General features: G+C 73.2%; 14 protein-coding genes and 1 pseudogene. 4 read left to right on the top strand and 11 right to left on the bottom strand.

Going from position 1 to position 15,089, the window contains the following annotated elements; translation table 11 throughout:
* Positions 1-4 precede the first annotated feature (4 nt).
* Positions 5-691, top strand: a complete 687-nt coding sequence (locus ACFYL6_RS09710; protein WP_387169711.1) for a 4'-phosphopantetheinyl transferase family protein — start codon at positions 5-7, stop codon at positions 689-691.
* On the opposite strand, the gene ACFYL6_RS09715 is transcribed toward ACFYL6_RS09710, so the two are convergent.
* The 11 genes from ACFYL6_RS09715 to ACFYL6_RS09765 form a co-directional block, all read right to left on the bottom strand.
* Positions 619-1,968, bottom strand: coding sequence for a class I adenylate-forming enzyme family protein (locus ACFYL6_RS09715; protein ID WP_387169713.1), 1,350 nt, complete (start codon positions 1,966-1,968; stop codon positions 619-621). The two genes, ACFYL6_RS09710 and ACFYL6_RS09715, sit on opposite strands and share 73 nt — an antisense overlap.
* Positions 1,969-2,294: 326 nt before the next feature.
* Complete coding sequence (locus tag ACFYL6_RS09720) at positions 2,295-3,122, bottom strand: M55 family metallopeptidase (protein WP_387169715.1); 828 nt, start codon at positions 3,120-3,122, stop codon at positions 2,295-2,297.
* Between the two features lie 367 nt (positions 3,123-3,489).
* Positions 3,490-3,807: an antibiotic biosynthesis monooxygenase gene (locus ACFYL6_RS09725; RefSeq protein WP_238660317.1), complete on the bottom strand. Its 318-nt coding sequence runs from the start codon at positions 3,805-3,807 to the stop codon at positions 3,490-3,492.
* On the bottom strand, positions 3,804-5,078 hold the full coding sequence (locus ACFYL6_RS09730) for a beta-ketoacyl synthase N-terminal-like domain-containing protein (RefSeq protein ID WP_387169717.1): 1,275 nt from the start codon (positions 5,076-5,078) through the stop codon (positions 3,804-3,806). The genes ACFYL6_RS09725 and ACFYL6_RS09730 overlap by 4 nt, the downstream gene beginning before the upstream one ends.
* A complete protein-coding gene (locus ACFYL6_RS09735) occupies positions 5,075-6,349 on the bottom strand; it encodes a beta-ketoacyl-[acyl-carrier-protein] synthase family protein (protein WP_387169719.1) in 1,275 nt (424 codons plus the stop codon). Before ACFYL6_RS09735 ends, ACFYL6_RS09730 begins: the two co-directional genes overlap by 4 nt.
* A gap of 55 nt (positions 6,350-6,404) precedes the next feature.
* Positions 6,405-6,809, bottom strand: coding sequence for a cupin domain-containing protein (locus tag ACFYL6_RS09740; RefSeq protein ID WP_030332975.1), 405 nt, complete (start codon positions 6,807-6,809; stop codon positions 6,405-6,407).
* On the bottom strand, positions 6,802-7,557 hold the full coding sequence (locus ACFYL6_RS09745) for an SRPBCC family protein (RefSeq protein WP_387169721.1): 756 nt from the start codon (positions 7,555-7,557) through the stop codon (positions 6,802-6,804). The genes ACFYL6_RS09740 and ACFYL6_RS09745 overlap by 8 nt, the downstream gene beginning before the upstream one ends.
* Positions 7,554-8,984: an acetyl/propionyl/methylcrotonyl-CoA carboxylase subunit alpha gene (locus ACFYL6_RS09750; protein ID WP_387169723.1), complete on the bottom strand. Its 1,431-nt coding sequence runs from the start codon at positions 8,982-8,984 to the stop codon at positions 7,554-7,556. The genes ACFYL6_RS09745 and ACFYL6_RS09750 overlap by 4 nt, the downstream gene beginning before the upstream one ends.
* A 19-nt stretch (positions 8,985-9,003) precedes the next feature.
* On the bottom strand, positions 9,004-9,522 hold the full coding sequence (locus ACFYL6_RS09755; RefSeq protein WP_387169725.1) for an acetyl-CoA carboxylase biotin carboxyl carrier protein: 519 nt from the start codon (positions 9,520-9,522) through the stop codon (positions 9,004-9,006).
* A complete protein-coding gene (locus ACFYL6_RS09760; RefSeq protein ID WP_387169727.1) occupies positions 9,519-11,264 on the bottom strand; it encodes an acetyl-CoA carboxylase carboxyltransferase subunit alpha in 1,746 nt (581 codons plus the stop codon). The genes ACFYL6_RS09755 and ACFYL6_RS09760 overlap by 4 nt, the downstream gene beginning before the upstream one ends.
* Entirely contained in the window at positions 11,261-11,599 is a 339-nt protein-coding gene (locus ACFYL6_RS09765; protein WP_387169729.1) for a TcmI family type II polyketide cyclase, read from the bottom strand. Before ACFYL6_RS09765 ends, ACFYL6_RS09760 begins: the two co-directional genes overlap by 4 nt.
* Positions 11,600-12,023: 424 nt before the next feature.
* On the opposite strand from ACFYL6_RS09765, the gene ACFYL6_RS09770 reads away from it, so the two are divergent.
* From ACFYL6_RS09770 to ACFYL6_RS09780, 3 genes and pseudogenes are all read left to right on the top strand, one after another.
* A complete protein-coding gene (locus ACFYL6_RS09770) occupies positions 12,024-12,821 on the top strand; it encodes a BTAD domain-containing putative transcriptional regulator (RefSeq protein ID WP_387169731.1) in 798 nt (265 codons plus the stop codon).
* A 167-nt stretch (positions 12,822-12,988) separates the two neighbouring features.
* Positions 12,989-13,321 (top strand): annotated as a pseudogene (locus ACFYL6_RS09775) (TcmI family type II polyketide cyclase); the annotation flags it as partial.
* 97 nt (positions 13,322-13,418) lie between these two features.
* Positions 13,419-14,768, top strand: coding sequence for an FAD-dependent oxidoreductase (locus tag ACFYL6_RS09780; RefSeq protein ID WP_387169733.1), 1,350 nt, complete (start codon positions 13,419-13,421; stop codon positions 14,766-14,768).
* Positions 14,769-15,089: the final 321 nt, after the last annotated feature.

Below are 15,089 nucleotides of genomic sequence, written 5' to 3' on the forward strand. Positions count from 1 at the left end.
CTGCGTGGCTCAGCTGACGGCGTCCGGTCGGGACACCGTCTACGTGTGGGTCGACCGGGACACCGGCGGTCAGCCGGATCCGGCCGCTGTGCTGGTGCGGCGGGCGGGCGCTCTGCTGCTCGGCCGCGCGGACACCGAGCTGGTGCTGACGCACGACCGCGACGGTCGGCCGGTCGCCCGGGTCGACGAGACGACCGGGTCGGTCGAGTTGGCGGTCAGCGTCAGCCGTACCTTCGGGCTGGTGGTGGTCACCGCCCGTCGGGCCGGTCCGGTCGGTGTGGACGTGGAGCGGATCCGCCCGCTGCCGGCGCTCGCGCTGGCCCGCCGCTGGTTCCCGCCCGCCGAGCTGGCCTGGTTGGGCGATCGGCCCGAGGCTGGCCGGACGGTGGACTTCCTGCGGCTGTGGACCGCGAAGGAGGCGGTCGGTAAGGCGCTCGGGCGGGGGTTGCGTGACGGCGGGCTGCGCCGGTTGATGCCGACGCCGGGGCTGCCGTTGCGGCAGGTGCCCGGCACCGAGCCCCTGTGGGTCGGCCACCCACGGTTGGGCGGAGGCTTCGTCCTGGCGGTCGCCGCGCAGGCGAGCGCGCCTGTCGACGTCGAGGTGGTGCAGCGGCCCGGTCACGGGGTGACCGCCGAGCGCAGCGCGTCGGTCGAGCGGACCAGCTTGCCGGTGGTCGTACGGGGCAACTGATCCAGCAGGTGCAGCGCCCGGGGCCGTTTGTAGCCGGCCAACCGCTCGGCCAGCAGCTTGTCCAGCGTCTCCTCCGACAGCGGGCCGTCGGGTTGGACGTACGCGGTGATCCCGTCGTCCCAGACCACCACCGCGGCGGCCACCCCGGTCAGCTCGGCGACGGTGGCCTCCACCTCGGTCAGGTCGACCTTCATCCCGCCCACGGAGACCTGCGAGTCGAGTCGACCGCGCACCGTGACCAGGCCGGTGTCCTCATCGACGGTGCCGGCGTCGCGGGTGTGCAGCCAGCCGTCGGACCAGCGGGTCGGGTCGCTCAGTCCGACGTACGGCGACGCCGGGCAGGACACCCACAGCTCACCGCCGGACTCGCGGACCTCGATGCCGGGCGCCGGGGCGATCGACGGCCGGTGCGCCCCGTACAGGTCGGTGCCGATCACCCCGACCTCGGTCATCCCGTACATGTTGCCCAGCGGCACCCCGTACCGGTCGGTGAACGCCCGCGCGACGGCGGCCGGCACCAGCTCGCCGCCGGTGGTCATCCGCCGCAGCTGGGGCAGCGGACCGGTCGGGCGGGTGGAGGCGAGCAGTCCGATGTGGAACGGGACACCCAGCACGGTGGCCGGCGTGGTGTCGGCGCTGATCGCGGCCAGCACGGCGTCGCCGCTGAGCCGCTCCGGTGGCACCAGCTCGACGCCGGCGTGCAGCCCGTAGAGCAGGCCGCCGACCAGGCCGAGCACGTGCACCATCGAGGGCAGCAGGATGATCCGTTCGCCGGGCAGCGCCACCCCGTCGATCCGGGTGTAGCGGTGCACCTCGGCGACCAGGTCGGCGGCGGTGCGGCCGATCACCTTGGACGGGCCGGTGGAGCCGGAGCTGAGCTGGATCACGGCATGGCCGCTGGCCGCCGGACGGTCGGCGTACCGGGTGACGCCCTCGCTGACGTCGACGAAGATCTTCAGCGCGCCGCCACCGGTGCGCACCGGCGCGACCACCACCTGCGGGGTCAACCGGAGCAGCGCCCGGTCCACCTCGTGGTCGGTGAGCCGGTGGTCAAGCAGGATCGCCTGCCCCCCGGCGCGCCAGGTGGCCAACAGGTTCACCACGTACGCCAGCGACGGCGGCAACCGCAGCGCCGCGGCGCCGCCGGGGCGCAGTCCGGCGGCGGTCAGCCGGTCCTGCGCGGCGGTGACCAGCCGGTGCAGGGTGGCCCGGTCGACGGGCTCGGGCAAACGGAGACAAATGTCGGTCGGGTGGCCGGCGAACAGGACTTCGTCCACCCATCCGGGGTCTGTCGCCGTAGGATCTTCTGCCGCCACTGCCGTTCACCGCCCAGCATCAAAGAGGGCGAATCCGCCCATCACGTACGCTTGTCGGGGTGCTGCGGGGAACCATACGACCCCCCGCAGTGCCATTGCTAGATGCGAATGGATGGATCAAAAGCAGCGGCCAGCCGGATTGCCGACAACCCGTTCGGCGGACAGGATCGGGCGGCCGATCCGGCAGAGCGTCACCGAGGTATGACGCCTCGTACAAGCGTCGCGCGGCCCCAACCGGACGGCCGATGGCGTCGCGGTCACCGGGTAGGCCCGACGGTTCGCGCGCGCTAGCTCGGTTTGATGCCGGCGAGTTGGACGAGCAGCTGAACCAGCCGGTACGCCTCGGCGAAGTCGGCGGCGCGGAAGGCGACCGTCCGGCCGCCGCCGACGCGGGTCACGCCCGGCACCAGGGTTGCGAGGTCGACCATGTACGGGCCGTACAGGTCTACCTCGACGTCCAACGGCCCGCCCATCGTCGCCGGGAGGATCGAGGCGCGCCGGGCTACTGCGTCGGCGGCAGCATGGCGCAGCCGCTCCCGCGCCTCCTGCGGATGCAGGGCCACCGCGGCGGCCTGACCCAGGGTCTGCTTGACGGCGACGGTGACCGCCGAGGGCACCAGCTCACTGAACTCGGCGCAGGCCGTGTCGTCCCCGCTGAGCAGGACGACGGGCGCGTCCAGGTGCCCCGCCATGGCGACGTTGAGGCCGATCTCGCCCAGCGACCGTCCGGCCACCCGTACGTCGAGGATGGCGTCACTTATCGTGTGGGCCAGCACGGCGGGCCCGGCACCGGCCCGAGCGTGATAGCCGACGAGCAGAACGGCATCCGTCTGCTCGTCCAGCCCCGCGAGCATGCCCAGCGGGCGGGGTTTGCCCCGCACGAGGTGAGCACGCCGGTCGAGGTCCTCCGGCAGGATGTTCCGAAACGTCCCGTGCGCGTCGGCGACCCACACCACCGCGTCGGGTTCGGCGTCGAGGACCCCGGCGACCACCGCGTTCGCCTCGGCCGTCATCAACGCCCGACCGCGCTCGTAGTCGTACCGATCCGGATTCGTCTCGACGGAGTGCACGATCCCCGAGACGCCTTCGAGGTCCACCGAGATCAGCACCTTCATGGCTACACGACCCTACGCGCTCCCGACCCAATGTCGACCCCGCTCGGCCCAGCCAAGGCATCAACCCGCCCCATCACGCCACGCCCCACCACGCCACGCCACGCCACGCCACGCCGATCTTGCAACTTCGGTCGTCGAGATGCGCCGAATGCCCCCCATGTCGCGACAGTAAGTGCAAGATCGCGGGGAGGGTCCGTCGATCATGGAGTGGTGGTGCCTTACTTCGTCCTGGTAGGGGACGCTTTGTCACCCACCACAACTCCATGATCGGCGGGGCAGGGCGGCGCAGGGCAGGGGCAGGGCAGGGCGGGTCAGGGCAGGGCGGCGCAGGGCGGGGCGCGCAGAGGGCGGGGGCGCGCGGGGGGCGTCAGGTTAGGGCTGGGGTTTGGGCGTGGATGTGGAAGCGCAACGAACGGGCGTCGGTGAAGCACTCCCGCATCGGGCGCACCAACTCCCGGTGCTCCGGGCTGCGTTCCCACTCCTCGAAGTCGGCCAGGCTCGCCCACTCACTGGTGATCAACCACTGCTCCGGGTCGGTCGACGACCGGCACACCTGGTCGACGAGGTGCCCCGGCACGCCGCCGGCGACCAGGTGCCGCACCTGTTCGTACGCGGCGAGGAACTGCTCGGTGCGCGGCACCGGCACCCGTACCAGAAAGACCACCCGGGCCCGTTTGTCGCTCATGACGCCTCTCCCCTCATCGGCGCGGCCCCGCGGAGGACCAGCGCGCTGTTGAACCCGTCGAAGCCCCGCGCGCAGATCAGGGCGAGCCGGCTGCGTGGTCGGCGGTGCTCCCGCAGGAAGTCCAATTCGCAGCCCTCGGCCACCTCGTCCGGCCCCGCCGACGCGGGCAGCGTGTCGTGGGCGAAGGCGAGCAGCGCGGTGGCCACGTCCAACGCCGAGCCGCCCTGGTACGCCCGACCGGTAAGCGGTTTCTGCGTGGTCACCGGGGGCGGCCGGTCGGCGAAGACGGCACGCAGGGCCTCGGCCTCGCTGCGGTCGTAGCGGGGCACCCCGAGCGCGTCGGGCAGCACCACGTCTACTCCGGCGGCGGCAACGCCCGCCCGGTCCAGGGCCAGGCGCATCGCCCGCGCGTACTGGGCCGGGTCACCGGTGCTCTCCGCCGTGGTGTGCGCGGCGTCGTGGGTGGAGCCCCACCCGCTCACCTCGCCGTAGACCCGGGCGCCCCGGGCCAGGGCGTGCCCCAGCTCCTCCACCACGAACACCGCTCCCCCCTCCGCCGGCAGGTAGCCGCTGGCGGTGGCGTCGAACGGCCGGTACGCCCGCTCCGGGTCGGCGACGTCACTGAGCAGCCCCGAGCGCAGCTGGCAGGCGAGCGCGTACGGGCTCAACGGGCACTCGGTGGCCCCGGCGATCACGACCGGGGTGCCCCGGCGTACGGCGCGGGCGGCGTGCGCCAGGCTGTCCAGGCCGCCGGCCGACTCCGCGACCAGCACCCCGCTCGGGCCCTTGAACTGGTGGTGGATGGAGAGCTGCCCGACGCTTGCCGCGTAGAACCAGGCGATCGACTGGTACGCCCCGACCGTCCGCGACGTGCCACCCCACAGCCGTTGCAGCTCCCGCTGACCGAACAGGTTGCCCCCGGACGAGCTGGCCAGGGTCACCGCGTAGCCGTACGGGTCGGGGGCCCGGTCGGGCAGGCCGGCGTCGGCCAACGCCAGCCGGGTGGCGGCGAAGCCGAGGTGCGTCCAGCGGTCGGTCTGCACCAGTTGCCGACTGTCGGCGTAGGAGTCGGCGGTGAAGCCGGGCACCTCCCCACCGAAGCGTGTCGGATAGCCGGACGGGTCGAACAACGTGATCGGGCCGGTCCGGCGGGTGCCGGCGAGGACTGTGCGCCAGTGCGCGTCCGCGCCGATGCCGCTCGGCGCGACCACCCCGATGCCGGTCACCACCGCCCGGGCCGTCGCGCCGCCACTGTGCGGAGCGGCGCTCACGCCGGCACCGCGCCGAGCATCCGACGGAAGACCATCGCCGACTGGAAGCCGCCGAACCCGCTGCCCACCGAGAGGGCCACGTCCACCGGGACCTCCCGCGCCTCGTTGGGTACGTAGTCCAGGTCGCACTCCGGGTCCCGGGTGCTCCAGTTCGCCGTCGGCGGCACCACGCCGAACTCGATGGCGAGGGCACACGCGGCCATCTCGATCGACCCGATCGCGCCCAGCGAGTGCCCGACCATCGACTTGATCGAGCTGATCGGTATCCGGTACGCGGCCTGACCCAGCGCCCGCTTGAACGCGGCCGTCTCGTGTCGGTCGTTCTGCCGGGTGCCCGAGCCGTGCGCGCTGATGTAGGAGACCTGCTCGGGCAGGATCCGACCCTGCCGCAGCGCGTCGGTTACCGCGAGGCCCATCTCCAGGCCGTCCGGTCGTAGCCCGGTCATGTGGTAGCCGTTGCTGCGGCTGGCGTAGCCGGCCACCTCGCAGTAGATGTGCGCCCCGCGCCGCCGGGCGTGCCCGGCCTCCTCCAGCACCAGCACCGCCCCGCCCTCGGCCAGCACGAACCCGTGCCGGTCGGCGTCGAACGGGCGGGAGGCGTGCGCCGGGTCGTCGTTGTCCGGGCTGGTCGCCTTGATCGCGTCGAACGAGGCGACAGTGACCGGCGAGATCGGCGAGTCGGACGCGCCGGCCAGCATCACGTCCGCCTCACCGTCCACGATCATCTGGTGGGCGTACCCGATGGCGTCGATGCCGGAGGTGCAACCGGTGGACACCACCTGCGCCGGGCCGTGCAACCCGTGCCGGCAGGCCACGTCCGCCGCGAGGCTGCTGGGCACCAGCGCCTGATAGAGGTACGGGCCACCGCGCGCCCCGTCCACCAGCCAACGCCGGCCGTGCTCGCTCACGGTGACGTACTCCTGCTCCAACGCCATCGTGCCGCCCACCGCCGTGCCCAGCACCACTCCGGCCCGGTCCCGTTCCGCGTCGGTGAGCACAAGTTGGGCGTCGGCCACCGCCTCCGCGGAGCAGGCCAGCGCGAACTGCACGTACCGGTCGGCCCGGCGGCGTTCGGCCTCGCTGAGCCCCGCCGCGACCGGGTCGAAGTCGCACTCGGCGGCGATCTGCGACCGGAACGCCGACGGGTCGAAGAAGCTGATCCGCCGGGTGGCGGTCCGCCCCTCGGTGATGGTCTTCCAGAAGCGGTCCCGGCTGGCGCCGCCCGGGGCGACCACCCCAATCCCGGTCACCACCGTGCGGCGCCCGGTCATCGCGTCACCTCTGTTCGCGACTGCGGGGCTCGCGAACCCGGCTCACTCCTCGCGCTCATGATCCGCCTCGCTGTTCGACCAACTCGGTGTCGACGTGCCCCAACTCGGGCCGGGGGGCGAGCGGGCCCAGGTGGAACACCACCTCGGCCGGTTCGACGCCGGTGTTGCGCAGTCGGTGCCGCACGTTCACCGGTACGAACAGTCCCTCGCCGGCGGCCAGCAGCGTCGGCTGGTCGTCCAGGTCGACGGTGATCGCGCCCCGCACCAGGTACAGGAACTCCTCGCTGTACGGGTGGTAGTGCTCGGCGATCCGCTCCCCCGGCGCGAGTGTGGCCACCCCGAGGAAGCCCGAGGTGCTACCGACGGTGCGCGGGCCGAGCAGCACCCGCAGTTCACCGCCGCGACGGCGGTCGGCGGGTACGTCCCGGGCTGCGATCGGGCGGGTGCTCAGGTCACTCATCGTCGGCCTCCGTCGGCGCGTCACCAGCGGCCGGGCCGCCCTGGTCGGCGCGTTGCCACGCGATCCGTTCCAACCGGTCCTTGATCACCGCTAGTTGGATCACGCTGTTGGTGTTGATCCGCTCGGTCATCGCGGCGTTGTCGACCGGCGCGGTCGGCTTCATCGCGAAGTCCTGCGTCCACGTCATCCGGGTGCCACCGGCCTCCTCCGTGTAGCGCCAGTGGATGCGCATGTACTCGAACGGCCCGGTCTCCACCCGGTGCGCCCGGACCTGCCTGCTCACCGGGTCGGCGGTGCGCTCACTGACCCAGCTCCAGGACACCCCGTTCTCGTCGGGGTACATGGTGAGTCGGAACCGCACCGTGTGCCCCTCGCGGTGCAGGATCTCCACCACGGCGTACTCGGTGAACAGCTCGGTCCAGTTCGCCACGTCGTTGGTGACCTCCCAGACCAGCCCCAGCGGCGCCTCGATGACCACGCTGTTCTCGGTGTGCCCGGGCGGGTCGGCGCGGCGGGCGACCAGGTCGGCCACCGCCGGGATGCTCAGCTGCCCGGCCTGCTCGGGGATGGCCACCTGCCAGCGGTCGGCGACGACCGCCGACAGTTCCAGCAGGGCGAGCGAGTCCATGCCCAGCTCCTCCAGCGACGCGGCGGGCGCCCGGGCCGCGGCGTCGGCGTCCAGCCCGCAGTGCGCCACCAGGATGTCGGTGATCTCGGCGGTGATCGGGCGACCATGGGTGACGGTCATCGGGTCCTCCTGTGGGTTGCGTCGGGATCTGCGGCGGGCGCGGTGCGCGGTGCGGGGGTGGCCGTCGGCTTCCGCGCGGGCGCGGCGAGCAGACGGTCGACCAGGCCGGTGGTGTAGCGGCCCTTGCGGAATCCGGCGTCGTCGAGCACCCGCCGGACGAACGGGATGGTGGTGTGCACGCCCGGCCCGGCGATGTCGAACTCGTCCAGGGCACGTTCCAGCCGGTTGAGGGCCAACTCCCGGTCGGGCGCCCAGACGATCACCTTGGCCAGCAGCGAGTCGTACCAGGGGCCGACCAGGTAACCGGCGCTGGCGTGGGTGTCCACGCGGGTGAACGGGCCGCCGGGTGGGGTGAACCGCTCCAACCGGCCGGGGGTGGGGGCGAAGTCACGATCGGGGTCCTCGGTGTTGACCCGGCACTCCACGGCGACGCCGTGCAGGCGGATCTCCTCCTGCCGCCAGCGCAGCGGCACCCCGGCGGCGATGTGCAGTTGCTCGTGCACCAGGTCGATCCCGGTGACCATCTCGGTGACCGGATGCTCCACCTGGATCCGGCAGTTGATCTCCAGGAAGTGGAACTTCTCCTCCGCGTCGACCAGGAACTCCAGCGTGCCGGCACCGACGAAACCGACCTCGAGCGCGCCCCGCAGGGCGGTCTCGGCGATCGTGTCGAGCACGGCGGCGGGCAGCGACGGGGCGGGCGCCTCCTCCACCAGTTTCTGGTGCCGGCGCTGCACCGAGCAGTCCCGGGTGCCCAGGTGCACCCCGTTCCCGTGGGCGTCGCAGAGCACCTGCACCTCGACGTGCCGCGCCTCGGTGAGGTAGCGCTCGACGTACACCCGGTCGTCGCCGAAGGCGGCCTGCGCGGCGGCCCGGGTCCGCGCGTACGCCCGCCGCAGCTCGCCCGGGGTGTGCACCACCGTCATCCCCCGGCCCCCGCCCCCGGCGGCGGCCTTCACGATCACCGGGTAGCCGACGGCCTCGGCCACCTCGGCCGCCGCTGCGGCGGTCGGCACCGGCGCGACACTGCCCGGCGACAGCGGCAGGCCGGCACGGCTCATCAGTGCCCGCGCCGAGGACTTGTCGGCCAGCGCGGCCATCACCGCCGGTGGCGGGCCGATGAACGTCAGCCCGTTGTCGGCGCAGATCTCGGCGAAGTCGGCGTCCTCGGAGAGGAAGCCGTAGCCGGGGTGCACGGCCTGCGCGCCCACCTGCCGGGCCGCCTCCACGATGGCGGCGGCGTTCAGGTAGCTGCGCCGACTGGATGCCGGCCCGATCCGAACGGCCTGGTCGGCGAGGCGGACCGCCGCCGAGTCGGCGTCGGCGGCGGAGTAGACCACCGCCGTTCGGACGCCGAGCTCCTTGCAGGCGCGCAGCACCCGCAGCGCGATCTCGCCCCGGTTGGCGATCAGCACGGTCTCGAACATGGTCAACCACCCCGCGCCGTCACGCCGGGTCCAGTTCGACGAGCGGCTGGTCGTACTCGACCGGCTGTCCGTCCTCGACGAGGATCGCGGCCACCCGGCCGGCCCGGTCGGCGGTCACCTCGTTCATCAGCTTCATCGCCTCGACGATGGCGACCGGCTGGCCCGGGCGGACCAGGTCGCCCACCGCGACGAACGGCCGCGCGCCGGGCTCCGGCGCCCGGTAGAAGGTGCCGACGATCGGTGCCCGCACCGCGGGCCGCCCGGGCACCGGTGGGCGGAGCACCGCAGGCGGGGAGCCGGGCGCCGGCACCGCCTGGGCCGGTACCGCGGGTAGCTCCGGACGGGTGACGTCCTCGGGGTGCCACTCGACCTCCAGCACCGCGGGCCCGCTACGCAGCCGGATCCGGCGCACCGGCCCGGCCAGCTCGGCGATCAGGTGCTGCGCCTGCCGGCGCAGCCCGGCCAGTGCCTCCTCGCCGTCCACCCCCACCTCGTCGGACGCGTCGACTGTCGACAGCGCCCCGTCGCCGGCGGTCATCGCAGGCCCGCCCGAGCGCTGGCGCGGTTCGCGCCGAACCGTCGGAAGCGTTGCCGGCGCAGGCGGACCAGCATGGCGGGCGGCACGTCCAGCAGCGGCAGGAGGTTGGTCAGCAGGGCGGCGCGCAACCGGTGGGCGGTCTCCGCCGGGTCGTCGTGCGCGGCACTCGACGGCTCCGGCACGACCTCGTCGACCACTCCGAGCCGGCACAGATCGGGCGCGGTCAGTCGCAACGCGCGGGCGGCCTGCGGCGCCGCGGACCGGTCCGGCCAGAGGATCGCCGCACACCCCTCGGGGCTGATCACCGAGTAGACGGCGTTCTCCAGCATCAGCACCCGGTCGGCCACCGCCAGCGCCAACGCGCCGCCGCTGCCGCCCTCCCCGGTGATCACCGCGAGCACGGGGGTGGGCAGCACGGTGAGGGTGAGGATGTTCTCGGCGATGGCCGCGGCCTGGCCCTGCTCCTCGGCGCTCACCCCGGGGTCGGCGCCGGGGGTGTCCACGAGGGTGACCACGGGCAGGCCGAGCCGGGCCGCGAGTCGCATGAGCCGCAGCGCCTTGCGGTGCCCGGCCGGGCTGGCCATGCCGAAGTTGCGGGCGACCAACTCGGCGGTGGTGTGCCCCTTCTGGTGGCCGATGACCATCACGTGTCGGCCGGCCAGCCGCGCCACCCCGCCCACGATGGCCGGGCAGTCCGCGCCGAGCCGATCGCCGTGCAGCTCCACGAACCCGTCGAAGACCGAGTCCAGATAGTCCAGTGTGGTCGGTCGACCGGGGTGCCGGGCCATCCGGACGGTGTCCCACGCGTCGCGTACCGCCGGGGTGTCACCCGCGGTGGCGGGCGGGTCCGCCGGAAGAGCCAGGGCCGCGCCGTCGTCGGCCAGGCGCTCGCGGTGCGGCGCCGGCTCCTGCCGGGGTACGGGCGGACGCGCCGGACGGCCGGCGCGGGTCACGGCGAGCAGCGCCACCAGCCGTGCGCGCAGTGACCGGCGTTGCACCACCATGTCGACCTGCCCGTGTCGGAGCAGGAAGTCGGCGGTCTGGAAGCCCTCCGGCAGGGCCCGGCCGGTGATCTGGCGGATCACCCGGGGGCCGGCGAAGCCCATCCGCGCGCCGCTCTCGGCGAGCACCAGGTCGGTGTTGGTGGCGAACGAGGCGGCCACCCCGCCGTAGGTCGGGTCGGTCAGGACGCTCACGGTGAGCAACCCCGCCTCGCGCAGCGCCGCGATGGCCTGGCTGACGGTGGCCATCTGCATCAACGACAACGCGCCCTCCTGCATCCGCGCCCCGCCGGAGGCGGTGACCAGGACGAGCGGGGTTCTGTCGTCCAACGCCCGTTCGGCCGCCCGGGTGATCAGCTCACCCACCGCGCAGCCCAGGCTGCCGCCGAGGAAGCGGAAGTCCATCACCGCCAAGGCCACCGGGTGCCCGCCGATGGTGGCCGTGGCGCAGACGACCCCCTCGGCCAGACCGGTGCTGGCCCGCGCGCCGCTGAGCCGGTGCGGGTACGGCAGCACGTCGACGAAGTCGAGCGGGTCCGCCTCCGGCAGCCGGTCGGGCAGCAGGCGCAGCGAGCCCGAGTCGACCAGTTGGCGCAGGCGTTCCGGCGCGCCGAGTCGGGCGTGCTCCCCGCACTCGGGGCAGACGTCGAGGTTGCGGCGCAGACGTTTGCGGTAGAGCAGGCTGGCGCAGCCGGCGCAGCGGGACCAGAGCTGCTCCTCGCGCGGCGCGGTGGCCGTCACGACCGCCGCCCGGCGCCCGGGGCGTCGAACCGGTAGAAGCACCGCGCCATGGCGTCGCGCGGCGAGCGCCAGGTCGACAGGTACGGCGACACGTACGGACGCAGGCGGTCGCTGACCCGGATGAACTCGGGGTGGCCACGGGCGGCCTCCACCGCGCCCTCCGCCGGCTCCGCGGTCTCGAGCAGGTGCACATAGAGGTCGTGCAGTCGGTACAGCGAGCGGTGCCGGACGCCGACCAGGCGCGGCAGCTCCGTCGCGTCCGACTCGGCGAAGATCTCGGCGACCCGCTCCTCGGCGGTCGGATCCACCTTCGCGACGATCAGCGATCGGTCCATACTGGGCCTCCCCCCACAGCGTCCGGCCGGCGACGGGTGGCCCCCGGACGCGCTGGACGACTGCCGACACGATGCGCCGATCCTCGTCACGGCGGCGTCACCGGGCCGGGCCGACCAACGACAGATGGTGGTGACGCTGCGTTGACGCAACCTGTGTATCAGCTATGCGTCCGGTGTACGCCGCACGCCATCGTTTGTGCAGTTCAGAACCGATCTCGGGTTGACTGTCGCTAATAGAAGGTCCACGTGCCGTTGACTCAACGTGACCATTATTGATAATCTTCAGCTTGGTCAGCCCGGCGGCCTCGGCGGGTGGGGCCGCGCCTGACCGCGCCACGATCGGCGGGGTCGACAGTGGCGTCGCGGGCAACCGATCCGGGACACAGCAGACAGTCGGGACGAGCGTTCCGCAGGGGGTGCCGCCGTGGCCGCTGATCCGTCCGTGCCGACCGCCGGAGACCCGCCCGAGGAGGGCGTCTCACTCCACCTGCTCGGCGGCTTCCGACTCCTCCGCGGGGCGGTGCCGGTCGTGGTGCCGCGCGGGCTGCAACGGGTGATCGCCCTGATCGGGCTCCGCCCCGGCGCCACCCGCAGCCAACTCGCCGGGCTGCTCTGGCCCGACGCGTCGGAGGAACGGGCGCTGTCCTCCCTGCGTACCGCCCTGTGGCGGCTCCGACAGGACCCGTGCTGCCCGATGACCGTGGCCAGCGACACCGTACGCCTCGACCCGGCGGTCCGGCTCGACGTGGACGACCTGGTCGGCACCGCGGCCCGGGTCCGCGACGGCGACGACCCCCGCACCGCGGCCGGGGCGCTCGCCGCCGGGCGGCACGACCTCCTCCCCGGCTGGTACGACGACTGGGTGCTGCTGGACCGGGAGCGCCTGCGCCAGCTCCGCCTGCACATGCTGGAACAGGTGGCGGGGCACCACCTGGCGGCGGGACGGCACGGTGAGGCCCTCGAAGCCGCGCTGGAGGCGATGGCCGCCGAGCCGTTACGGGAGACGCCACACCGCCTGGTGGTCCGCATCCACCTGGCCGAGGGCAACGCCTTCGAGGCCGTGCACGCCTTCTACGTCTACCGGGACCTTCTGCGCCGGGAGCTGCGGCTGGAGCCGAGCCCCGCGATGAGCGCCCTGCTCGACGACACCCTCGCCCCGATCCGCCAGGCCAGCCGCGACGCCATCACCGACCGCCCGTCACCGGCCGTCCGGCGAGCGTGACGGCGCCGCCCGTCACCGGCCGTCCGGCGTACGTGACGGCGCCGCCCGTCACCGGCCGTTCGGCGTACGTGACGGTGACGTGACAGGCGCTGCGGCACGGTGGGCGCTCAGAGCACGTGGCACCGATCCCCCCGAGGGTCGGGAAGGCCACCGGCGGAAGGGGTCCCATGAGTCGTCTACTGATCGTCAGCCGGATCATCCCGGGAGCGGAGGGACGGGTCGCGCAGATCTTCGCCGAATCCGACGCCACCGAACTCCCCGGCCTGACCGGCGTCACGCACCGGTCCCTGTACTGCCTGCACGACCTGTGCGTACACGTGCTGGAGACCTCGGACGACATCGACCCGGACGCGCTCGCGGCGGCCCGCAACCACCCGCTCTTCCAGCAGGTCAACGAGCGGCTCTCCGCGCACACGTCGCCGTACCTGCCGACCTGGCGCTCCCCCCGGGACGCGATCGCCGGCTGCTTCTACCGGTGGGACGCCACCGACGCGCCCGCCAACACCGACGCGGTCGCCGCGCGCACCGCCAGCACCGAGGTGCCTGGAGCGCGCCCGGCCAGCACCGAGACACCCGCCGCACACCCGGCCGGCTGACATGTCCGCCGCGCCGCCGCACGTCCTGATCATCGGCGCGGGCACGGGCGGGCTGTGCCTGGCGCACGGTCTGCGCCGCGCCGGCATCAGCGTCGCCGTCTACGAACGACACCGCGACCGCGCCGAGGGGCTGCTCGGCTACCGGGTCGGCATCGGCCCCACCGGTAGCCGGGCGCTACGGGAGTGTCTGCCCCCGGAACTGTTCGCCACCTTCCTGGCCACCTGCGCCCGACCGCCGCACTACTTCAACGTCGTCACCCAGGGGCTCCGCCAGACCGCGTCGTTCGCGCTGCGGCCGAGCGCCGACCCGGTGCGTACCGAACACTCGGTGGCCCGGATGGTGCTGCGCCAGGTGCTGCTGACCGGCCTGGAGGACGTGGTGCACTTCGACAAGACCTTCACCCGGTACGAGCAGCGCGACGACGGCACGGTCACCGCGCACTTCGCCGACGGCAGCAGCGCCACCGGCGACCTGCTGGTGGCGGCCGACGGCACCCACTCCGCCGTACGCCGCCAGTACCTGCCGCACGCCGTCATCCGCGACGCCGGGACGATCAACATCGCCACCCGGATCCCGTTGACCCCGCACACCCGCGGTCTCATTCCGGAGCGGGTCCAGCAGGGCATCTCGCTCATCTTCGGCGTCGGCGGGATGATGGGCGTGCTGCACGTCATGGAGTTCAAGTGGGACGCCGACCGCGCGATCAAACCCGGCGTCAGCGAGGCCGAGGCCGCCCGGCTCCGAGACTGGCCCGGCCTGGCCCACGACACCACCACCGACAACATCAACCTGATCATCTGGAGTGCGGCCAACCGGTTCCCGGCCGACGTCATGCAACGCCGCGGCGAGGATTTGGTGCAGGTCGCCCTGGACCTCACCTCGAACTGGCACCCACACCTACGCGAACTGCTGGCCCACGCGGACCCGGCCAGCGCCCTACCGATCAAAGTGTCCACGTCCGAGCCGGTGCCGCCCTGGAAGAGCAGCACCGTCACCATGCTCGGCGACGCCATCCACACCATGACCCCGGGCCGCGGCGTGGGCGCGAACACCGCGCTACGCGACGCCCGCCTGCTCTGCGTACAGCTCAGCCGCGCCACCGCCGGTGACAAGACCCTGCTCCAGGCGGTCGCCGACTACGAGGCCGTGATGGCGCCGTACGGCTTCGCGCGGGTCGCCGAATCGTTGAATCGCAGCGGCACCAACGGCGACGACCGGATGTACCGCCCGGTGGTGGGTCGGCTCGCGCTGCTCGGCGCGCGCGGCTACTTCGGAGTGACCAGCCGGGTGCCACGGCTCCGTCGCCGTTTCGTCGACGACTTCCACACCTACGAGGGCGACCGGGACTGACCCCCGCATCGCCCGACCCGGGCTCGGCGTCCCGCGCCGGGCCCGGGTCTCGTCATGTGCGGCGTGCTCATGCCCGGCCGGTCCCGCCATGGCCCGTTCCATGCCCGGCCTTGCCGGCTCCCGGTCCTTCCGGTCCTCGTCTCGACGGGTCGGGTTCTGGTGGGATTGGGCGACGCTGTGTCACCCGGCAGGCACCGGCTGAGGTGGTCGACCCTCCCGCGACGCTGTCGGCCGATCCTCTCTCTCGTCGGCAATACGCGTGTGCGAAGCTGCGGCGAGTTTTTCTCGTGACTTTTCCAACGAGCTGAGAGGGAGGTTCGC

The sequence above is a fragment of the Micromonospora sp. NPDC007208 genome (genome assembly GCF_042869175.1).
GTDB lineage: Bacteria > Actinomycetota > Actinomycetes > Mycobacteriales > Micromonosporaceae > Micromonospora > Micromonospora foliorum.